The organism is Octadecabacter sp. R77987 (genome assembly GCF_042466115.1).
In the GTDB taxonomy this organism is placed as follows: Bacteria; Pseudomonadota; Alphaproteobacteria; order Rhodobacterales; family Rhodobacteraceae; genus SW4.
In genome coordinates, this window is the sequence record NZ_JAXHBQ010000001.1 from 2,068,535 (window position 1) to 2,089,717 (window position 21,183).

The 21,183-nt window shown below is 58.4% G+C and carries 19 protein-coding genes and 1 pseudogene; 7 read left to right on the forward strand and 13 right to left on the reverse strand.

Features of this window, described 5'->3' with window-relative positions:
- Nucleotides 1–167: 167 nt before the first annotated feature.
- From SJY21_RS10460 to dnaQ, 4 genes are read left to right on the forward strand one after another with little or no spacing between them, the layout of a single operon-like run.
- Nucleotides 168–767, forward strand: coding sequence for a Maf family protein (locus SJY21_RS10460; RefSeq protein WP_377513214.1), 600 nt, complete (start codon nucleotides 168–170; stop codon nucleotides 765–767).
- Complete coding sequence (locus SJY21_RS10465; RefSeq protein WP_377510023.1) at nucleotides 764–1,597, forward strand: shikimate dehydrogenase; 834 nt, start codon at nucleotides 764–766, stop codon at nucleotides 1,595–1,597. The genes SJY21_RS10460 and SJY21_RS10465 overlap by 4 nt, the downstream gene beginning before the upstream one ends.
- The gene (gene coaE / locus SJY21_RS10470; protein ID WP_377510026.1) at nucleotides 1,594–2,190 is read left to right on the forward strand and encodes a dephospho-CoA kinase; all 597 of its coding nucleotides are present in this window, start codon (nucleotides 1,594–1,596) and stop codon (nucleotides 2,188–2,190) included. Before SJY21_RS10465 ends, coaE begins: the two co-directional genes overlap by 4 nt.
- On the forward strand, nucleotides 2,183–2,878 hold the full coding sequence (dnaQ, locus tag SJY21_RS10475) for a DNA polymerase III subunit epsilon (protein ID WP_377510029.1): 696 nt from the start codon (nucleotides 2,183–2,185) through the stop codon (nucleotides 2,876–2,878). Before coaE ends, dnaQ begins: the two co-directional genes overlap by 8 nt.
- Here dnaQ and secB read toward each other — a convergent pair.
- Both secB and SJY21_RS10485 read right to left on the reverse strand, forming a co-directional pair.
- Entirely contained in the window at nucleotides 2,875–3,369 is a 495-nt protein-coding gene (gene secB, locus SJY21_RS10480) for a protein-export chaperone SecB (protein ID WP_377510032.1), read from the reverse strand. The genes dnaQ and secB overlap by 4 nt on opposite strands.
- 65 nt (nucleotides 3,370–3,434) lie before the next feature.
- Nucleotides 3,435–3,911 (reverse strand): FxsA family protein, encoded by a 477-nt coding sequence (locus SJY21_RS10485; RefSeq protein ID WP_377510035.1) that lies wholly within the window; start codon nucleotides 3,909–3,911, stop codon nucleotides 3,435–3,437.
- A 106-nt stretch (nucleotides 3,912–4,017) separates the two neighbouring features.
- Here SJY21_RS10485 and SJY21_RS10490 point away from each other — a divergent pair.
- From SJY21_RS10490 to SJY21_RS10500, 3 genes and pseudogenes are all read left to right on the forward strand, one after another.
- Nucleotides 4,018–4,681: pseudogene (locus SJY21_RS10490) on the forward strand (Tim44/TimA family putative adaptor protein).
- Nucleotides 4,682–4,731: 50 nt separating this feature from the next.
- Entirely contained in the window at nucleotides 4,732–5,709 is a 978-nt protein-coding gene (locus tag SJY21_RS10495; protein WP_377510038.1) for a murein transglycosylase A, read from the forward strand.
- Nucleotides 5,706–6,296 (forward strand): Smr/MutS family protein, encoded by a 591-nt coding sequence (locus SJY21_RS10500; RefSeq protein ID WP_377510041.1) that lies wholly within the window; start codon nucleotides 5,706–5,708, stop codon nucleotides 6,294–6,296. Before SJY21_RS10495 ends, SJY21_RS10500 begins: the two co-directional genes overlap by 4 nt.
- Here the strand turns inward: SJY21_RS10500 and SJY21_RS10505 are convergent.
- From SJY21_RS10505 to SJY21_RS10555, 11 genes are all read right to left on the reverse strand, one after another.
- Nucleotides 6,279–7,502: an MFS transporter gene (locus SJY21_RS10505; protein ID WP_377510044.1), complete on the reverse strand. Its 1,224-nt coding sequence runs from the start codon at nucleotides 7,500–7,502 to the stop codon at nucleotides 6,279–6,281. The genes SJY21_RS10500 and SJY21_RS10505 overlap by 18 nt on opposite strands.
- A 45-nt stretch (nucleotides 7,503–7,547) precedes the next feature.
- The gene (locus SJY21_RS10510; protein ID WP_377510047.1) at nucleotides 7,548–8,639 is read right to left on the reverse strand and encodes an alpha/beta hydrolase; all 1,092 of its coding nucleotides are present in this window, start codon (nucleotides 8,637–8,639) and stop codon (nucleotides 7,548–7,550) included.
- Nucleotides 8,640–8,699: 60 nt separating this feature from the next.
- The gene (gene hslU, locus SJY21_RS10515; protein WP_377510050.1) at nucleotides 8,700–10,004 is read right to left on the reverse strand and encodes an ATP-dependent protease ATPase subunit HslU; all 1,305 of its coding nucleotides are present in this window, start codon (nucleotides 10,002–10,004) and stop codon (nucleotides 8,700–8,702) included.
- A complete protein-coding gene (gene hslV, locus SJY21_RS10520) occupies nucleotides 10,001–10,558 on the reverse strand; it encodes an ATP-dependent protease subunit HslV (protein ID WP_377510053.1) in 558 nt (185 codons plus the stop codon). The genes hslU and hslV overlap by 4 nt, the downstream gene beginning before the upstream one ends.
- 110 nt (nucleotides 10,559–10,668) lie before the next feature.
- Nucleotides 10,669–10,989 (reverse strand): thioredoxin, encoded by a 321-nt coding sequence (gene trxA, locus SJY21_RS10525; protein WP_148056917.1) that lies wholly within the window; start codon nucleotides 10,987–10,989, stop codon nucleotides 10,669–10,671.
- Between the two features lie 77 nt (nucleotides 10,990–11,066).
- Nucleotides 11,067–14,456: a double-strand break repair helicase AddA gene (gene addA, locus SJY21_RS10530; protein WP_377510057.1), complete on the reverse strand. Its 3,390-nt coding sequence runs from the start codon at nucleotides 14,454–14,456 to the stop codon at nucleotides 11,067–11,069.
- The gene (gene addB, locus SJY21_RS10535; protein ID WP_377510060.1) at nucleotides 14,453–17,401 is read right to left on the reverse strand and encodes a double-strand break repair protein AddB; all 2,949 of its coding nucleotides are present in this window, start codon (nucleotides 17,399–17,401) and stop codon (nucleotides 14,453–14,455) included. Before addB ends, addA begins: the two co-directional genes overlap by 4 nt.
- Nucleotides 17,398–18,105 carry a nucleotidyltransferase family protein gene (locus tag SJY21_RS10540; protein WP_377510063.1) on the reverse strand — a complete coding sequence of 236 codons (708 nt, stop codon included), beginning with the start codon at nucleotides 18,103–18,105 and terminating at the stop codon, nucleotides 17,398–17,400. The genes addB and SJY21_RS10540 overlap by 4 nt, the downstream gene beginning before the upstream one ends.
- Nucleotides 18,065–19,057: an aminoglycoside phosphotransferase family protein gene (locus tag SJY21_RS10545; RefSeq protein ID WP_377510066.1), complete on the reverse strand. Its 993-nt coding sequence runs from the start codon at nucleotides 19,055–19,057 to the stop codon at nucleotides 18,065–18,067. Before SJY21_RS10545 ends, SJY21_RS10540 begins: the two co-directional genes overlap by 41 nt.
- Nucleotides 19,050–19,526 (reverse strand): tRNA (adenosine(37)-N6)-threonylcarbamoyltransferase complex ATPase subunit type 1 TsaE, encoded by a 477-nt coding sequence (gene tsaE, locus SJY21_RS10550; protein WP_377510069.1) that lies wholly within the window; start codon nucleotides 19,524–19,526, stop codon nucleotides 19,050–19,052. Before tsaE ends, SJY21_RS10545 begins: the two co-directional genes overlap by 8 nt.
- A 40-nt stretch (nucleotides 19,527–19,566) precedes the next feature.
- Nucleotides 19,567–21,168, reverse strand: coding sequence for a PAS-domain containing protein (locus SJY21_RS10555; RefSeq protein WP_377510072.1), 1,602 nt, complete (start codon nucleotides 21,166–21,168; stop codon nucleotides 19,567–19,569).
- Nucleotides 21,169–21,183: the final 15 nt, after the last annotated feature.

A 21,183-nucleotide genomic window follows, 5' to 3' on the forward strand; every position in this document is an offset into this window, starting at 1 on the left:
CCCAAAATCCGAAACTTATCCACACCAGCAACTTATCCTTATCCAGAAGGGACAAAACCGGTGAACTGCCCTGAATGCTGTTCGGTATCCCCAGAACGAATGCCGACTGTCAGGACCCGTCATTACTCCTCTGGATTTTCCCGCAATTCGCCACCAATGTTATCCACATGGAAAATGCAATAATTCTGGCGTCAGCTTCTGAAATTCGCGCGCGTATGTTGTTGAATGCGGGTGTTTGCCACCACGTGATTCCCGCGCGCATTGATGAAGATTTGATTCGACAGGCTTTGCTAGCCGAAGGCGCGACGCCGCGCGATATGGCAGATGCCCTTGCCGAAATGAAAGCCCGAAAAGTCTCGGAAAAATACCCTGACACGTTGGTATTGGGCTGCGACCAGGTGTTGGATTACAAGGGCGTCTGTTTCTCCAAACCGGAAGACATCGAAGATGCGCGCCGTCAATTGACCCAGCTGCGCGGGCAAACGCACAGCCTGTTGTCGGCGGTCTGTATCTACCACGATGGTGAACCCCTATGGCGTCACGTTGGCAAAGTGCGTCTGACGATGCGGCAGATTTCAGACACCTACCGCGATGACTACCTGGCGCGAAACTGGGATAGCCTGCGGTGGAGCGTCGGGTGTTACAAGCTTGAAGAAGAAGGTGCGCGCTTGTTTCACAAGGTCGAAGGTGATTACTTCACTGTTCTTGGCCTGCCCTTGTTAGAACTCTTGTCATATCTTTCACTTCGCGGAACACTGCCAACATGACTGATCACAAGATCCCCCTTGCAGGTGTCATTGGCCACCCGATTGCCCATTCCAAGTCACCAAGGCTACATGGTCACTGGCTCAAGACTTATGGTCTGCCGGGTGCCTATGTGCCCATGGATGTGCGCGAGGACGATCTAGAGGACGTTATTCGCACCCTGCCCAAGATGGGATTTGTTGGTGTCAACATTACCATTCCGCACAAGGTCGCGATCTTGGACATCGCTGATCTTGTGACAGACCGCGCGACCTTGATCGGCGCGGCCAATACTTTGATCTTTCGCCGCGATGGTAAGATTCATGCCGACAATACAGACGGTTACGGGTTCATCGCCAATCTCAAGCAGGGCGCGCCCGGATGGAAGCCCAGCGCTGGGCCAGCTGGCGTTCTGGGGGCAGGCGGGGCTGCGCGTGCTGTTGTCGCATCTTTGATCGACGTAGGCGCCACCGAGATTTTTCTGTCCAACCGGACGCGCCCCAAGGCCGAAGCGCTCAAGGCGGAATTTGGGTCCAAGGTGCATGTTGTTGACTGGGTGCAGGCGGGTAACATGCTGGAAGATTGCGCAACGGTTGTGAACACCACATCCCTGGGCATGACAGGTGGCGCCGAATTTCGCGTTCCGCTTGATGGATTGCGCCGTGGCGCTGTTGTAACCGATCTGGTCTATTCGCCCCTGCGCACCAAACTGCTTGATGCGGCCGACGCCGCCGGATGTGTAACGGTCGATGGTCTTGGGATGTTGCTTCACCAGGCAGTTCCCGGATTCGAGCGTTGGTTTGGTGTGCGCCCCGATGTTGATGTGGCGACCCGTGCGGCGGTTTTGCGGTGACATTTCTTCTTGGATTGACCGGCTCGATCGGGATGGGCAAATCCACGACGGCACAGATGTTTCGCGACGAGGGCATTGCGGTTTGGGACGCAGATGAAACCGTTCACAGGCTTTATCAGGCAGATGGTGCAGGCGCGCGCGCAATCGCGACCGATTTGCCAGAGGCAATTGAAAACGGCGCTGTTTCGCGCCCGGCCCTGAAAAAGATGATAGCGGCCGATCTGAGTGTTTTGGCCAAATTAGAGTCTGTTATTCACCCCCTTGTCGCCGCAGATCGCGAACGATTCATATCGCGCCACCCGGATGCTGCGTTGGCTGTTTTCGATATTCCGCTGCTGTTTGAAACCAGTGCGGATGCGTGGCTTGACGCTGTCGCTGTTGTCTCGACCGATCTGGAAACGCAGAAACAACGCGTTCTTGCACGTGAAGGCATGACCCAAGCGCAGTTTGACACGATCCTTGCGCGCCAGATGTCGGATGCTGATAAACGTGCCCGCGCGGACTACATTATTCCCACGGACACGCTGGACGGTGCCCGCGCCGCTGTGCGACACGTGATTACGACGGTAAAGCAGGGCAAACCAGATGCGTGAAATCGTGTTGGATACGGAAACAACGGGATTTGAACCGTTCGAGGGTGACCGGATCGTTGAAATCGGTGCTGTCGAACTGCTGAATCACGTTCCTACGGGCCGCACCTATCACCAATACATCAATCCCCAGCGCGAAATGCCTGCGGGCGCCTTTGCCGTGCACGGCCTAGGTGACGAATTTCTTGCTGACAAACCCCTGTTCGCTGATATCGCGCAGGCCTTTGTGGATTTTGTTGGTGACGCCAAGATGGTCATTCACAACGCGGCGTTCGACATGAAATTCCTGAACGCCGAACTGGGCTGGATCAAGCGCCCGCTTTTGCCGCTGGATCAGGCGATTGATACGCTGGCGATTGCACGGCGCAAGTTCCCCGGATCGCCAGCGTCCCTGGATGCATTGTGTCGCCGGTTCGGGATCGATAATTCGTCGCGCACGCTGCACGGCGCGTTGCTGGACAGTGAAATTCTGGCAGAAGTGTATCTGGAACTGATTGGTGGCCGTCAGCCGGATTTCGGTCTTGCCACGTCAACAACATCGGGGCAGTCCAACACGCAAGGCGAAGGCTGGCGGCCGCGTCCACGCCCTGCATCCTTGCCGACACGCCTGACCGAAACAGAAGCTGCCGCCCACCGTGAATTTATCGAGACACTGGGCGACAACACTGTCTGGAAAAAGCTGGGCGTCTAGGCGTCTGCCTTTTGTTCGGCTGCGCGTCGCGCCAATTCGTTGCGATAAAGCGCAAGGAAATCAATCGTTTCAAGATTCAACGGCGGGAAGCCACCATCACGGGTCACATCACTGACAACGCGGCGCACAAAGGGGAACGTGATACGCGGGCATTCGATAAGCAGGTAGGGGTGGATCTGTTCGTCAGGCACGCCTTCGATCTGGAAGATGCCTGCGTATTCCAATTCGAGCAGGAACAGAACGTCCTTGCTGTCTTTGTTCGACGATGTGACTTTCAGCTTGGTGATAACCTCGTATTGCCCGTCAACCGAACGCTTGCGTGCATCCAGGTTGACTTGAATGGCGATCTCGGGGGCGACTTCGCCTTTGACACCCATTTGCGCCATGACATTTTCAAACGACATGTCACGAATATATTGTGCCAGCACACGCTGGTTGATTTGAGGTGCCTGTGTGGCGCCGTTCTGTGCGAGGTCTTGTTCGTCGGCCATGTGAGGCATCTCCGGTTATCTCAAGTTGGATGTGTCCTATCAGCACAGCGCGCCAGCCTCAATGGCTAGTGCTTGGTCCAGCCAGAGGGGCCGTGTGTCGGGCGCTTTTCAGGGTCAACTTCTTCAAATTCGCCATCAATGACCCGATCTTGCGGCCCGTGCGGCTGCGGCCGCCCGCCCATTTCAAAGGATTGCACATTCACGCGCGCACGCAGGGCCTTGTAAACGGCAAGCCTGACGGATGGCACAAGCAACGCAAAGCCAATCGCATCGGTGAAAAAGCCGGGCGTCAGCAGTAATGCGCCGGAAAACAGGATCATCGCACCATGGGCCAGATGTTCTGTCGGATCGGTCAGTTCGTTCATGGAACGGCGCAAGTTTGCCATCGCCTGCGCCCCCTGCGAACGCACAAGCGCTGCACCAAGGAACGCGGTGGCGATCACAATCACAAGAGTTGCCAGCAACCCGATTGCCCCACCGACCTGAATAAACAGTGCGATTTCAATCAGCGGGACGACAATAAACAGGATCAACAGCCACATTGCGGCACCTCTTTGGTTGTTTCAGGCATGGTGGACTTGACCACACCCCTGCCCTACATAAGTGCTAAGTAGTCGCGTTTCCATGCCCGCCCGAAAGAGGCCCTTGATGACAAACCCTGTGATCCAACTTCTGGTGCTTGCCGCCATCGCCATTTTCCTGATCCTGCGCCTGCGCAGCGTTTCTCGGGACACGCGAGGGATTTGAAAAGCCGCCTGTGCCGCGCGCGGACCCAGATTCAAGCAAGGCACGCCAGAAATTCGAGGTAATCGAAGGTGGGCCGGATCGCGATATCACCGATCATGTTGCCGAGGACAGCGCCGCGGCTGCGGCCCTGACCGCCATGAAAAAGACCGACCCATCATTCAACGTCACCGAATTTTTGCAGGGTGCGCGCGGTGCCTATGAAATGATTCTGATGGCGTTTGAAAAGGGCGATCTTGATCAGATCAAATCCTTCCTGAGCGATGATGTTTACGAGGCCTTTGCCGGCGTGGTCGAAGCGCGCCATGCCGAAGGGATCACGATTGATGCGACCTTTGTCGGGATCAGCGACCTGGCCCTTGTCGCGGCCGAGTTTGACGAAACAACCCGCGAGGGCGAAGTGAGCGTCAAGTTTGTCGGAGAGCTGACATCGGTCGTGCGCAACGCAGCTGGCGAAATCGTCGAAGGCAGCGCGACAGAAATCAAGCGTCAGCGCGATATCTGGACCTTTGCGCGCACGATGGGCACCAACGACCCGAACTGGCTGTTGGTCGCAACGGGCGAATGATCTGGCGGGCCTTAGCAACCGCGGGCCTGTTACTGAACGCGGGGGCAGGGATGGCCGATACGACATACCGGATGCTTTCGTTTGATACGCTTGATGGTTGGGCCGAGGACAATCATCAAGCCGCGCTTGACGTTTTTCTTAATACCTGCGGGGACTTTGGCGATCCCGATTGGCGCGCGCTTTGTAATCTGGCCAAAGCAGGAACCGATGCGCGCGCGTTTTTTGAACACGCGTTTCAGCCTGTCCTGATCGAAGATGGTCAAGACCCGCTATTTACAGGTTATTACGAACCGGAACTGCGCGGCGCATTGCAGCAGGGCGGCCGTTACCAATACCCGCTATATACATTGCCGCCCGATGTGCAGGAGGGCACGCCCTGGTTAACCCGCCAGGAGATTGAAGAAACCCAAGCGCTGGCCGGGCAGGGGCTTGAGATTGCGTGGATTGACGATCCGGTTGATGTGTTTTTCTTGCAGGTGCAAGGATCTGGACGTGTGCGATTGCCGGATGGGCAAATGATCCGTGTTGGCTATGGCGGAAAAAACGGTCGTGAATACAGTTCCGTCGGGGCCGAGCTTGTGCGCCAAGGCATTTACCAGCCGCACGAAGTTTCCGCGCAGGTGATCCGCAATTGGGTGCGCAACAACCCCGAAGAAGGGCGCGCGCTGTTGTGGACAAACCAAAGCTATGTGTTCTTTCGCGAGGTCAGCGAGGTTCCGGCTGACCTTGGCCCGCTTGGGGCGATGAACCGGTCAATTACCGCGATGCGTTCGATTGCGGTTGATCCGGCGTTTGTTCCCTTGGGTGCGCCAGTCTGGATCGAAAAGGACGGTGCGGCTCCCTTGAACCGCTTGATGATCGCGCAAGACACCGGGTCGGCGATCAAAGGTGCACAACGGGCCGATGTGTTTTTCGGGACAGGCGCGCAGGCGGGCCGCGCCGCTGGCCGGATCAAGGATGGTGGGCGGCTTGTGGTGTTGTTGCCGATCCAGCGCGCTTATGCATTGTTGTCCGAAGTCATCGAATGAACCGCCGGCCACGACACCTTAGCGCTGAAGAACGCGCATTGTGGGATCAGGTTGCCGGACGCACGCAGCCGATCAAGAAGCCGCGCGCGGTGCCAAAGGTCATGCAGCCAAAGCCAAAAAAGGTGCAAGCTCCTGAAGAAGCCCGCAAGATTGAACCTTTTCACGTTGGCCAGAAAATAGATCATCACGGCACCCATGATTTACTGCCCTCACTCTCGGCGCAACTTGCAGGCACGCCCGTCACGATGGATCGCAAATCCTTTGGGAAGCTCAAACGCGGCAAACTGAAGCCGGAAGGCCGGATTGATTTGCACGGCATGACGCTTGATCAAGCGCACCCTGCGCTGGTTTCGTTTATCCTGTCGTCACAGGCGGCGGGCAAGCGGCTTGTTCTGGTGATTACCGGCAAGGGGAAAGACCGTGACGATGGTGGCCCGATCCCGACCCGATTGGGCGTGTTGCGCCATCAAGTTCCACAATGGCTGCGCCTTGCGCCGATCGCCAGTGCCGTTTTGCAAGTCAGCGAGGCACATTTGAAACATGGCGGTCACGGTGCCTTTTACGTCTATTTACGCCGCCGCCGGTAGGCCGTTGCGAAACTTGAAAACGCCGATGGTGGCAAAAACGCCAGCTAGAACAAAATAAACGGCGATGCTGATCATCTGTTCGGGAAACGTAATACCAATGTCGATCAACACACCCGTCACGCCCGGACCGATAGCCGATCCAAAAACCATGATCGCAGCGGCAACGGCCTTGATTGATCCAAGGTGGCGGGTGCCAAAAAACTCGGCCCAGAAGGAGGCGGGGATCGTTGCCTGCAACCCTTGGCCAACCCCGAAAACAACCAGGCCGATTGCCGCGTGGCCGATGGTTTGTGCAAAGGCAAGAATAAGAAACGACAAGGCGAACGGCAGCATATAAAGCGGGATCAACCGTTTGGTTCCGAACCGGTCAATCGCGCCGCCCGCTGCAAAAGTTGCAACAATGGCGGTGCCGGTGAACAGCGGCATGAGGGCGACGAAACTGACCAGATCCCAGCCCTTGACCTCTGTCAGGTGCACTTGTTGAAAGAAAAGCGCGGTGCCCCATGCGGGAGGGCCAAGCAACGCCGGGACCATCAGCCAGAACAAGGGGCTGCGCAGGACCTGTCCGCGCCTCCAGTGTTTTCCGCCCATACCCAAAGCCTGGTTCGCTTCGGCCATGCTTGATGGTGTGCGTTCAAGACGCAAGAGCCGCCGCTGCACAGGAATTGTTATCAGCACAAGGACTGCCGCCAAAACCCATAAACCCCGCCAGGCCACCACAGCCAAAAGCGCGACAAAAATGACGGGCAGGATAGCTTGCGCCACTGAAAAACCCATTGACGCGACAGACAATGCGCGCCCGCGGGTCGCAACAAACCAGCGGGCCATTGATACGGCCGAAAGCTGTGACATCATGCCCTGACCAAAGAACCGCAACGCAAAGATCACCCCGACCAACACAACGGCGTTTGGCACCGATGCCATCGCAAGACAGGCAAGCGCCAAGCCAACACTGATCCAGACGGCCAGCGTGCGTGCGCGAAACCTGTCGGTCAGGACGCCGGCGCCGATCATGGCAATCGCCGAGGCCGTTGTGCCCAGCGTGTATATTCCGCCCCATTGTCCGTCGCTTAGCCCGAACGTGCCGCGAATTTCACCAGCGAACAGCGAGATGAAATAGGTCTGTCCATACGAGGAGGTGAACGCAAACAGGAACCCCGCAAAAAGAAAGGCCGCGTTTTCTCGAAGGAAGGTCATCCATGACATGCGCTATCTTTGAGAGCGTTCCCCCTGAAAGGAAAGCGCAAAGTCCTAGCGCAAAACAGTTCCCGGCGACAAAATGATCTGTGTTGCGTTTTGCAGGGTCAAGACGGTGCCGGGCAACAACCCTGTGCGGCCTGACAGATCCCCTTCAAATGCTGACCCAAGGCCGCGAACGCTTCCAAGCACAGCCAGCAGCGCCGGTGAGTCCCCCACTGGAAAGTGATTCAGCCCTTGGCCAAATTGCGACACATCGAACAATGTCACATCAAGATCGGCGACACGCCCGACATCGCTGATATTGCCCAGCCGTTCGTTTTGGCCCGTCAGTCGTGCGGACAGGGCCAGTGCGCGATCCCGCCGGGAATGAAAGATGACGAACGGGTCGGGCAGGGTTTCAATCCGGCTGACCTGGCTGCGAAATACATCAATATCCACATCGGGTGAAATCAGTATAACGCCATCGACGATCCGGCTTGCTTCCCCGCGGTCTTCGATCTCGATCTGGCGCAGTGTTTCCATGACCAGCAAGGTTCCGATCGAGTGGCCAACCAGAACAACCTCGCGCGCGCCGGCATCCGCGATCTGTTCCAGCAAGCGCTGCAACCCGTCGCGCGCGAACAACACGCTGTCGTGGTCATAGCTATAGCCAAGCGGGTTCCCAAGGCTGGGCCAAGAATAATGAACACCAATCCCAGGCACGTCAAAATCATGCGAAAGCTGCGCCAGACGGATCATGCCTTCGCCAAAGGTGCTGTTGTAACCGTGAACAAACACGACGACGCTGCGGTCGGGCCGCGTGCGCAAATCCTGTTGCAGCGCTGTTTGAAAAGCACGCGCCGTTGCATAGGTAAAGCGATCCGTCGCAACGAAATCGGTTGTCGGATCGGGGTCTGGGCCAGGGTAGGTTATATCGCCCGTTGTGTGATCGGGCGGCACGGAAATATCGAACCGCCCGTAGGACGAATGTTCCTGGCGACCGCTGCCATAGATATCGAAACCAGTTTCGTCAGGCGTTCGCGTTGTTGCGAAATAGACTTGGCGCACACCTGCGCTGCCATCCACGCCTTCGACCAGCACCATGGCGCCGCGCGGTGTGCAGGCTGCGACAAGCGCGATCGCTAAAGTGACAAGGAAACGCATTCTACCCTCAAGGCTTTTGCGTATGCCTTAGGCCAATTCAGGGGGCGCGACCAGCAGATGTTACAGAACGTAGCGACTAAGGTCGGTCGAGCGCGAAAGTTCGCCCAAGTGCGTTTCAACGAAATTCGCATCAACTGTGACGGTGTCGCCAGACCGGTCTGGCGCGGCAAAGGACAAGTCTTCGAACACCCGTTCAAGCACCGTATAAAGACGGCGCGCACCGATATTTTCAACCGCCTCGTTTACCTCGGCGGCAATCTTGGCGAGGGCGGCAATGCCATCATCGCTAAAGTCGACGGTGACTTCCTCGGTTGCCATCAGGGCTGTGTATTGGCGGGTCAGCGCGTTGTCGGTTTCGGTCAGGATGCGCACGAAATCGCCTTCGGTCAGGGCGCGCAGATTGACGCGGATCGGCAAACGGCCCTGCAGTTCGGGCAAAAGGTCTGACGGTTTGGCAATGTGAAATGCGCCGGACGCGATAAACAGGATATGGTCGGTCTTGATAGGCCCGTGTTTTGTGCTCACGGTCGTGCCTTCGATCAGCGGCAGCAGATCACGCTGCACGCCTTCGCGCGACACATCGGCACCGCGCGCATCGGCGTTACGGCAGACCTTGTCGATTTCGTCCAGGAATACGATCCCGTTCTGTTCGACCGCCTCAAGCGCGGCCTTGTTCACGGTTTCATCGTCCAGCAGTTTGTCGGCCTCGTCCGCTATCAACAGCCCATAGCTTTCTGCGACGGTGACGCGCTTTTTCGTGGTGCGCCCACCAAAGGCTTTGCCGAAGATCGCACCGATATCCATGCCGGGCGCCATGCCCGGTTGGCCGGGGATTTCCATGCCACCCAGCGGGTTGGACGTATCGGCCAACTCAAGCTCGATCATCGTGTTATCAAGCTCGCCAGTGCGGAGCTTCTTGCGGAACATGTCGCGCGTGCCATCGCGCGCATCGGTGCCCGCGATTGCGGTGATCACCCGTTCTTCGGCTGCCGCTTCGGCCTTGGCCTTGACGTCTTCGCGCATGTTTTCGCGCACCTGCACGATGGCAGCATCCATCAGATCGCGGATGATCTGTTCAACGTCACGGCCAACATAGCCCACTTCGGTGAATTTCGTCGCCTCGACCTTGATAAAGGGCGCGCGGGCAAGTTTGGCCAGACGGCGGCTGATTTCGGTTTTGCCAACACCGGTCGGCCCGATCATCAGGATGTTCTTTGGATAAACCTCGTCACGTAGATCATCGCCCAACTGCTTGCGTCGCCAGCGGTTGCGCAGGGCTACGGCCACGGCGCGCTTGGCATCGTTCTGACCGATGATGAACCGGTCAAGCTCGCTCACGATTTCGCGGGGGGTCAGGTCTGTCATTTGCTGATCTTCTCTATCGTAAGGTTGCCGTTGGTATAGACGCAAATATCGGCAGCAATCGCCATGGCGCGGCGTGCGATGGCTTCGGCGTCATGGTCGCTGTCCATCAACGCGCGACCTGCAGCGAGGGCATAGTTGCCGCCCGACCCGATAGCGGTGACATCATGTTCGGGTTCAAGCACATCACCAGCGCCGGTAATGACATAAAGGTCAGCACCGTCTGTAACGATCAACATCGCCTCAAGCTTTTGCAGATATTTGTCGGTGCGCCAGTCCTTGGCCAAATCCACGCTTGCGCGCTGCAATTGTCCCGGCGTGGCCTCAAGCTTTTTCTCAAGCCGCTCAAGCAAGGTAAAGGCATCCGCCGTCGATCCGGCAAATCCGGCGACAACATCGTAACCACCGGGCGACAGGCGGCGCACCTTGCGCGCGGTGCCTTTCATCACGGTCTGGCCAACGCTAACCTGGCCGTCGCCTGCGATGACAACCTCGCCACCTTTGCGCACGCCGATAATCGTTGTGCCGTGCCAGCCTGGAAACTCTTGATCTGCCATGACGTTATCCTTTCGCTTGGGAAACTATATGGCGGCGCTGGGCGCAGGGCACAAGGTTTCCACAAAAAAGGGCGCCCGAAAGCGCCCGATCTTGCCAAGAATTGCGCGGCTTAGACCGACTCTTCGATCCAGCCTTTCAACGCTGCCTTGGGGGCCGCACCTGCCTTGTTGGCAACTACTTCACCACCTTTGAACAGGAACAGCGCCGGAATACCGCGCACACCCATCTGGGCGGGGGAATTGGGGTTATCGTCAACGTTCACTTTGACGATTTTCACCTTGCCTGCCATCTCGTCAGACAGTTCTTCCAAGGCGGGGCCGATCTGTTTGCAAGGGCCACACCACTCGGCCCAGAAATCCACGACAACGGGAATATCGGACTGGCGGACTTCGGCATCAAATGTGTCGTCGGTAACTGCTACGGTTGCCATTGGGGTCTCCTTGGCCTGTGGGGCGCTTTGGCGCAAATCATATTGAAACCGAAATGTATGGAGGCACCGGCAGGGCGTCAAGCCACGGTCACGCCTTCGAGAGAACTATCAAGCAACGCGTCAGGCAGCGTCATCAATTCGGCAGTCGCGGTCCACAAAATGGCCGCGGTCACGTTCCGGCCGGGATAGATTTGGGCAAGCGCATCGCGATAAACCGCCATCTGCCGCAACAGGCCAAGCGGTGTTTCATCGGGGCGCACGGGCGTCACGCGGTTTGACTTGAAATCAACGATCAGCACGCCGGTATCACTGACGATCAGCCGGTCAATCGTCCCGTGCATCCGCCGCCCGTCAAGGGCTGCGATGCTGGCGGTCACGTCCACTTCGGCCAGTGTGGTATCGGCAAAGATATGCGACAGATGTGGCACGTCGATCAAGGCGCAGGTTTCCACGACGAGCGGTTCCACTTCAGCCGGATCTATCGGATCTGGTTGCGATTGCAACAAGGCGCGACCAAGCGCTGGCCGGTCCGCGACAGGGTGCAGTGGCAGGTGTTCCAGCAACATGTGGATCAGGGTGCCGCGCAACATCGCAGCGTCTGCGTCAAAACTGGACGGGTCCTGCGGCATGATCTTGGCCCCACCAAGGCGAGAGGGCGAAAACGCGCCCTGATCACGGGCTGGCGCAGAAATAGAGTCGAATTCCGGGGGCACTGGACTGGCACTGCCGGATGGTTTCAACGTGCCTTCTGGCAGGGCGTCCCAATCAAGGTGCGCAAGCCGCAATCCGTCACCAGCGGGCAGGGGGTGCCTGACCGCACCTGCATGCGCCATCCCGTCAGCAACGGTGCTATACCAGCTATCGTCAGGATCGCCGGTTTCGCCAGCCGCACAGACGATCAGCCATTTTTCGGCACGGGTCATCGCGACATAAAGCAGCCTGCGTCGCTCGCGGGTCTGCGCGGCGACCATGCCATCGTGAATCTGTGCCATGGGCGGCGGCATGTCGTCCTTGCGAACCTTCCAAAGCACGTTCGGATCGGCGCGGTATATCTCGCTGCGAATCTCGTTGGCTTTGGTGTTTACGGCAGTGTCAGGAAGGATCACGATCGGCGCCTCAAGCCCCTTTGAGCCATGCACCGTCATCACCCTGATCCGGTCGCCTGCAGCGTCCATCTGGCGTTTGACCTGCACGTCCTCGGTATTCAGCCAGTTCAGGAATCCTGTCAGGCTTGGGACCGCCGCACGTTCATATGACAACGCCTGCGTCAAAAGCGCGTCAATCCCGTCCTCGGCTTCGGGACCAAGGCGGGCAAGTAGCCGTTTGCGGCCATTGTGGCGGGTCAGAATGCGACCAACAAGATCGTAGGGGCGCAGAAAGTCAGCGTTGGACAGCAGATCGTCAAGCACGGCATAAACGTCGGTCATCTCAGCCGAATCGCGCAGGTTTTGCCACAGGTAACGCCCCTTGGAGCGACCATGTGCCAGCGTGAACAGATGTTGTTCTGATAGGCCGAACAGCGGCGAACGCAGCGCCGCGGCGAGCGACAAATCATCTTCGGGCAGGGCGACAAACTGCAAAAGCGCGGTGATGTCCTTTACCGCCAGCTCTGCCCCCAGTTTCAGCCGGTCCGCCCCTGCAACATCCAACCCTTTGGCTTTGCAGGCCGTGATGATTTCACCGAACAAATCGCTGCGCCTTTGGACAAGGATCAGGATGTCACCAGCGGTGATGGGACGGCGCTCATAGGTATCCGTTCGACCGATTTCGGCTGGAATAGTCTCTGATTTGATCATCCGATGAATTTCGTTGGCGATCTGTTCGGCAAGCCTGATCGTGTGATGGCGCGCGCCTTTCGAATCCACGGGTTTGAACCAGGGTTGGTCAGGATCGCTGTTGTTTTCGGGTTCAATCGGCGGCCATAGATCGACACGACCGGGCATGTTTTTCTTGAACGCAAGGTGACTAACATCGGCTTCGAGCCCCTCGGCCCTTTCGCCGACAAAAGTCCGATCAACCAATTCAAGGATCGCCATGGATGAACGGAAGGAATGCTCAAGCGACAGATCGTGCAGGTCGACCGAAACCTTGGACAGTTCGGCTTTGAAATGGTCGCGCATCCGGTCGAACCCTTCGGGATCGGCCCCCTGAAACGAATAGATCGACTGCTTTTTGTCACCGACAACAAAGATCGTGCGCTGGCGATCGGGGTGCGCGCCTTCGCCCGTGGCAAACTCTTGCGCAAGGTTCTGGATCACCGCCCACTGATCGGGGCTGGTATCCTGCGCTTCGTCGACCAGAATATGGTCGATTCCACCATCAAGCCGGAACAGGACCCATTGCGCGACGATCGGGTCAGTCAACAACGCGCGGGCCTTGCGAATTTGATCGTCAAAGCTCAGCATACCGCGGCGTAGTTTGGCCTCCTCGAGTTGGGGAACAAACCTCGACGCAAATGCATAAAGCGCGCGGGTCTTTTCAAGTGCGGCGCAGGCATTCAGGTGCTGAAAGGCCGCCGCGGTGCGATCCATCCATGCATGAACCTCGGCCGCAATCGGGGCCATCGCTTCAACGGCCTTGCCATGATTGCTTTGTGGAAAGTTGACGGACTTGCTGGTCTTGTCCTTGGCATAAAGAAACTTGGAAAACAGGACATTCAAGTCGTCCATTTGCGGGTTGGTCAGGTCAAGTGCGGCAAGGTCTGTGGCAAAGCTTACATAGGTTTTGGATTGCCCGCCAAAGACGCGGACAAGGTTACTGACGATATCCGGCTCGCTTCCGTCAAAGGCGATTTTGATGGCATCATCGCGCGACGATTCTGGCGACAAACCAAGGCTGGCCGCGATCGTGGCGTCGTCAACCTGTCCCAGAAACTGCGCACCATGGCTGGCGATTTCGGCCGTGATCTTGCCCAGTCCCTCGCCTGAAAAATGTCGTGCAAGCCCGTGAACAACATCGGCATCGCCGTCCAATACCATCGCGTCAATGACATCGGCGCGCAAAAGCTCGCCGGCGCGGTCCTCCATTTCCGTGAACTGTGGGCTGATCCCGGCCTCAAGCGGGAAACGACGAAGCAACCCCGCGCAGAACGAATGGATCGTCTGGATTTTCAGACCACCGGGTGTTTCGATGGCGCTTGCAAAAAGCACCCGCGCCTGTCGCAACAGCGCGGCATCAATCGACCCAACTTCGCCTAAATCAAGCAATTCCGCACGAAGATGTTTGTCATCCATCATCGCCCAGGCCCCAAGCCGTTCGAACAAACGGTTCTGCATCTCGCTTGCGGCGGCTTTGGTGTATGTCAGGCAAAGGATATTCTGCGGGTCGGTTTCCTTCAACAAAAGCCGCGCGACACGATCCGTAAGAACGCGCGTCTTGCCCGATCCCGCATTGGCCGAAAGCCACGTGGAATTCAGCGGATTCGCTGCTTCGATCTGGCGCTGCGTGGCCTCGTTCGGGGCGGTCATGTCAGATCCTCGGGTGCAATCTCATCGCCATCACCCCATTCACCAAACCGCGACAGATGGTCAAAGTTGCCGGCATCCGTGCGTTTCATGTGTGCAAGGCGCGCGGTGTAGCCACGGTGTTGGCGCATCCAGTCACCGATCAGGTCGTGAAACTCGGACCAAACCTGATCGGGCGGATGTTCGTCAAAGGGTGCCGCGACACATTTCGGGTCGCTTCCCAGTCCGATGTAAACAGCAGCTTCGGTGCGGGCTGTGCCGATACTTTTGAAGGCGCCACGGTCGGCCATCGCGGCCAGAAGCAACAGCTGCAAATCAAAGCGACCCTGTTCTTTCTGGCTGGGCGGCGGGCCGGTCTTGTAGTCGTAAAGGATGACGTTGCCATTTTCGCAGCGGTCGATCCGGTCAGCGCGCCCGTTGATCTCAAAATCCAAACCCGACAACGACAGTTTGCCCTTTGCTTCAAAGTCTTCGGGGGTGGCGATCGCGCGGCGCGCAATATCATCAGCAAGAAACACATCAATCACCCGCTCGAACCGTGCCAGCCACAAGACCCGATAGGCGGGCCAGGGACACATCTCGTCCAGGGTATCTGCGGCAACTTGCAACAGCGCCTTGCGCGCCGACGGATCATCGGGTGCTGGGCCCGCCCGCACAAAGCGTTCCAGGATTTCGTGGACGATTGTTCCGCGCAATGGCGCATCGGGTTCAGGCGTCAAGGGATCAAGCGGCGCAAGCCCCAACACGTTTCGTGCGTAAATTGCATAGGGGTCGCGGATCAGCGTTTTGATCTGCGTGACAGAAAGCCCCTTGGGCCGTGCACTGACCGGTGGGCGCGGAGAGGGACGCAAAGCCGGTGTAACCCGATGATCCGGCGCGCTGATTTTTGCGGCCATCGCAAGCCAGCGATCACCGCGCGCCTGCATCCCGGCAAGCAGGTCAGGCCCACCCTGTGCGTGCAACCCGCCCAAGAGATTGGTGAGCCGATTGACCCAGCGGGACGGCACGGTTTCGGCTTCATCCGATCGCTGGGCGCGGGTAATCCAAACCTCTTTGCCGGCAACCGCTTGCTGAAAGTCGTGGGCCGCAAGCCCGATCCGCCGTTCCGGCAAAAGCAGCCCCGCATCAAGCCGCATCTTGCGATTGAGCCAGGGATCGGGGCTCGCGGCTTCGGGCCACGACCCTTCGTTCATGCTTCCAAGGATCACGAGATCAGCGCTTTGAACGCGCGCCTCAAGCGTGCCCCAAAACAGAACTTGCGGATGGCCCTTGTCGCGGTCGCGCACTTCGCCTGTGTTCAGAATCGCGCTGAAAAGCTTGGCATAGTCGCGCGCGTCAAGGTCACCGCCTGCATCGGCGTTCAGGGCAAGCGTGTCGACTATGCGTTTAGCTTCGCGGCCCGCGGCCTCGTCCCATAACCCACCTGATCCGACGGCGTCGGGGCCCGCGGCCAAAAGCGATGCCAGCCGCAGGTGATCGGCCACATGGTCGGACAGACTGCGGGTGCCAACCTTGTCGATGCCGTCAAGCGTAGCGATCAACCATTCGACCCAGTCAATCCGCGCAGGATCAGGGTATTCGCCGCGGCCTGCCCATGCCCGCAAGCTGGCGGCGTCAGGATAGGGTGGCCCAAAGCGGCGAAGTTGCAATTCCAGTTCACGTGACCGAAGCAGATGCGCGCCACGCCCGGTGCTGCCCGAATGTGTAAGTGGATGCTTGAGCAAGGTCAGCAACGCCTCACCGGTCAGCGGTTCGCCAAAAAGATCGGCGACATGGCGCAAGAACCTGCCCGGCGGGCTAAGCGGCAGAGGCTGCCCAGCGCTATCGTCCGGAATGATATCCCAACGTTCAAGGGCGGCTGCGACCTGTCGGGTCAACATCCGGTCAGGCGTGATAAGCGCCGCGGTAATCCCGTCTTGGAGAGCCTGCCGCAGACGCAGCGCAATCGCTTCGGCCTCGGCGCGGGGTGAACTGGCGACAACGAGGGTCAGGCCGTCAGTGGCATCAGTCAAACCGCCAAGGTTCGCACCTTCGGATTGCCATTGGTCCGTCACGGGGGCAGGGCGCAACGCCAGCGACACAAGTGCATTGCGCGGGTTTTGTGGGGCTGGACCGTGCCAAAGCTGAACATCGGCGTGGGTCATTGCCAGATCGCGCAGCAAACGCACGAAACGAAACTGCGGATGGTCTTCGCCGGTTCGTGCATCCTCGAAACGGTCCCAAACAGCGCCGGGCATTTCAAAGTCGTATCCGGGCAAAACAACGGCACCCTGCGGCAACTGTGCGACCGCCTGCATGAAAAGCGCGGTTGCGCCACGCGACCCTGTTGAACCAGCCACGATAACCGGATGCGACGGCGGCGACTTTTTCCAGCGCGCAACAAGCCGTTCGATCACATATCGTTGGCGCGCTTCTTGATCCGGCGCTTCCTGTGCAATGTCGAAATAGCGCTGTGCGATGTTCACAAATTGCAACGCCCGCGCCCAGTGACCGGACTGATCCGTCACATCAAGCTTTGCGATGGTTTCGGGGGAAACGCCTTCGCCCTGCATTTCATCCATTAACGCGGCAAGACTATCGGACAGGTCAAACAGTGCCGCACGCGGGGCAAGATCAGGTTGTCGGTCAAGCAGATCGGACACAAGCACCGACAGCTCCAGCCGTCGCCGCAGCGGTGCTACGGGCGGCGGCAAATCGGCGGCAAGCGGGTCAAGGGCCAAATCGGTCACAAGGCGGACCCGTGGGAGGAGCCGCGCCGGCCCGGTATCGAACAACGATAAAAGCCGCCGCTGCATTCGCCGCGTATTGACGTAGATTTCAACCTTGGCGAAATCGTGCGGCAATAGCGCGCCGCTGCGTTCAAGCAGCCCGTCAACCAAGGCGGCACCAAAGTCGACGCCGGGTGGCAGCCCGTAAAGACGCGGCGTTGATGACGGGGAAAAAATCATGACGCGCCCTTTAACATTGCCTCGGCCATGGGAATGCTTTCGGGGCGCCCGACATCACACCAGTCGCCATCGTAAACAACACCAAACAAACGGCGCTTTGCCAGCATCTGGTTCCAAAGAACGTGCATGGAAAACGCTGTCTCTGCAGTTTGCAACAAGCCATCGGTGCGCACAATCTGGGCGCCTGAATAGATCGGCCCCGGCCCCCATGTGATCCGGCCATCAGCGGCAAGTTCAAAGTCGCCTTTGCCTGTATGTCCGTGCGCGCGCCCGTGATTCACCAAAAGCAACAGTCCATCCATTTTGGCGGGGTTCCACGCGTTTGCGAGGGTTTCAAAAGGGTTTGACCCCTGCCAAACGGCGTCGGTGTTCATAGTGAAAACCGGACCGTTGCCCAACAACGGCAGCGCGTGGCGCAGCCCGCCACCAGTTTCGCGCAAGATGTCGGATTCATCCGAGATCGCGATATCCCGTCCGGCAAGATGGGTGCGCACCATTGCGGCCTTGTAATGCACATTCACCACCTTGCGCGGGATGTCCGTTGCAAGGTCAAGCGCGTGGTCCAGCAAGGTTTTGCCCGCGACGTTGATCAGGGGCTTTGGGCGATCAGCGGTCAATGGCGCCATGCGCGTCCCCAACCCGGCTGCAAAGAAAAGAACCGCGTCAGGCATTTGCACCCGCCAGTCTATTGAGGGTTTCAGCATCCGGTTCGGGCAGATTCCGCAAGACGGCGCTCCGCAACGCGGCCAGACCGGGGTGGTTCAGATCATCCACCAGATGCGCCCAGACCCTTGGGATCAAACGCAGGTAGCGCGTCTTGCCATCGCGCAAAGAAAGGCGTGCGAAAATGCCAAGAATCCGCAAGTTTCGTTGCACACCAAGGACGGCAAAAGCACCACGCACCGCAGCGGGCGGTAACTGCGTCCCCTGCGCAAAATAGGCGATCATATCGGCGCGCAAACCCGGATCAACGTCACGCCGCGCATCACGCAAAAGCGAGACAAGATCATACACCGGATGGGCAAGCAGCGCGTCTTGGAAGTCAAGCAGACCGACACGGGCAACGCCGTGCTGATCGGGCAGCCAAATCAGGTTTTCGGCGTGATAGTCGCGCAGCGCCAGAACGTAGGGTCCATCGGCGAACTCGCAAAAAGCGGTCACAAGGGAAGCCTGAATTTGCGAGATATCCGCGCCGGGTGCATACCAATCGGCAATCAAGTCGACCATTTGCGCGCCTGTTTCGGGATCAAGTCGTTGCAATCCGTCCGGCGGCGCCTGGTTGTGCAACGCCGCGAGGACATCAATCGCTGCGCGGTAAAGCTGTGGCGCGTCCTGTGGATGGCTTTCGATCCAGCGCGCAAAAATGTCATCCCCAAGATCTTCGAGGATCAGGATTCCAGCCTCTGTATCCGAAAAAAGAACCTCGGGCGCATGCAGCCCACACTCGCCAAGGTGTTTTGCGATGCGCAGGAACGATGCGGTGTCTTCTCCGTTCCGGGGCGGCGAATCCATCAGGATGACACTGTCGTCGGTTGTGTGATCAGTCAGCCGTTCATACCGGCGCGCCGAAGCATCACCTGCAAGCGGTTGGCGTGCCCACCGCGCCCACCGTGTTTTTGCCAGAAGTTCCGTGATTAGTGCCGCGCGATCAGTCACAAATCCGCTCCAGTCGCTTGGCCCACTGACTATCACCTCTGATGGAAAGCGTGTGCGCCGTGTCGTCCGCGTCACTTGGTGCGGCCATAGTAAGCCACAATGCGTTTTCCGGCGCAGCTGACCCAAGTCTGTCGGGCCATTCAATCAGGCAAATCGCGGTTTCAAATGCGTGATCAAGCCCAAGCTCGATCAGATCGTCGATCCGGGTCAGTCGATACAGATCGCAATGCCAGATTTCGCCGCTGTCGTCGTCATAGGTTTGAACCAGGGTGAATGTCGGTGATGGCACGTCTTCACCCTCGCCGATACGCGCGTGAATAAATGCTCGGGCCAGCGCAGACTTGCCCGCACCGATCGGCCCCTCAAGCAGGACTGTGTCACCAGCGACACAAATTGCGGCCAAGCGGCGGGCAAACGCAATGGTTGCGTCTGGGGATGCGAGGGTGATCGGGCCTGCTTGGAATGTCATGTGCCAAGACTATGATCTTGGCCAGCACCCGCAAGTCAAATCAGGAACGCGCTGCAATAAAGCGGTCAGAGTATTGCGCGTCGGTTTCGACAGCGCCTTGTGCACTGGCAACGGTAAACCCGATCAGGGCCGACCCGCCCGGAAGCGGCGTCATCCGGCAATGCAACGTCCGGCCATCCTGAAGCTGGGCATGCGCGCGCGCCGGGGCACGTTCGCCATAAGCACTTACGAAATCGCTGATCCGCATCCAAGTGCTTGTCGGCGCACACTGGTCCTGCCAAACCGCAACTTCGTGCGCGATACGTTTGTCAGCCAGGCCTGTTCCGCCGCCCGCGCCATACCAAAGATCGTCATAAGCGCGGTTCGACAAGGTCAGCTGACCCGATGGTGCAAAAACAGCGACGGCCTCGTCGATCGTATCAAGGGCGTGCTGACCAAGTTCGACCTGCGAGCGGAACCGGCGCGTCAGCGATACTTCTGCGCTGATATCCTCGAACAGGAATGCGATTGCCCCGTCAGGGTGCGGGCGGCCGGTTACGCGAAGGGTTTCGCCGCCCAAAAGGCTCCAGCTTTCGCAATAGGTTCCGCTTGCGGCCTGGGATTCAAATGCGGAAATCTGCTCGCGCCACGTTGCATAGTTTCTGGGTTCGGGCAGGCGTTGATTTTCGCGCATACGGTCCAGCATCGCACCAAGCGAGGGGCGTGACGACAGAAACTCGACCGGAAGCTGCGTCAGGTCCAGCAAGGACGGGTTGAACATCACCAACCGGCGGCTGCGGTCAAACACTGCCAGACCAATCGAAAGCTGTGCGAATGTCTTGGCAAGGGTCTGGACAAAGTTCTTTTGCGCGACCTCGGCCTTGACGGCGGCGTTGGCGTCAACACCGAAATGGATCGATCCGTGACCACGTCGCAGGCTCGTGACATCAAACCAGGATACGGTGCCGTCATAAGGCCGCTTGACCGACAGCCGTTCAACCAAAGGGGCGTCGCCTTGGGGGTGGCCGATATCATGGAACAATGATGCGGGGGGCCAGGGCGGCGTTTCTTCTTCAAGGGTGGGTTCGATGGTTTCGATCACATCCAGATAGGCGCGATTGGCCCATGTCACCACACCATCGGCGTCTTGCTTCCAGATCAGTTGCGGTGCGGCTTCCCCCAGTCCGCGCAGGTTATCAAGTTCGTCCTCGATCGCTTCGAGCGTGACGGGATCAACGGTCTTGTCCGCGTCTGTCATGAATCCTTCGGAAAGGGTGATGCGCGCAAGACCTTCCCACAACTCGGCCTCAAGATACCCGGCACCGTTGTCGGCGGGCGCAACCTTGTCCTTTCCTTTTTCGGCCAGATCAGACAATTGCGTGCGGATATGTGGAAACCGTGGACGAAGGAGCGCGATCAGCGCATCCCAATCCGACAACCGGCTGTCACGGCGCCGTAAAAGCTTGCGTGCCTCAGGTGTGGCGTCAACAAGCGTGTCATCATCGAACAGAAAGACGACCGTGCTTTCCGCCTCGCGCAACAGGGTGCGCGCGGTTTTCCGGTCGCGCCGGTTCACATATGCCCAAACGCCAAAGATCAATGCGGCAGCGGAAACACCGACAATGACTGCAATCAGGATCTGAATCGATTCGGAAATATCCATAAGGGCGCGATCTCC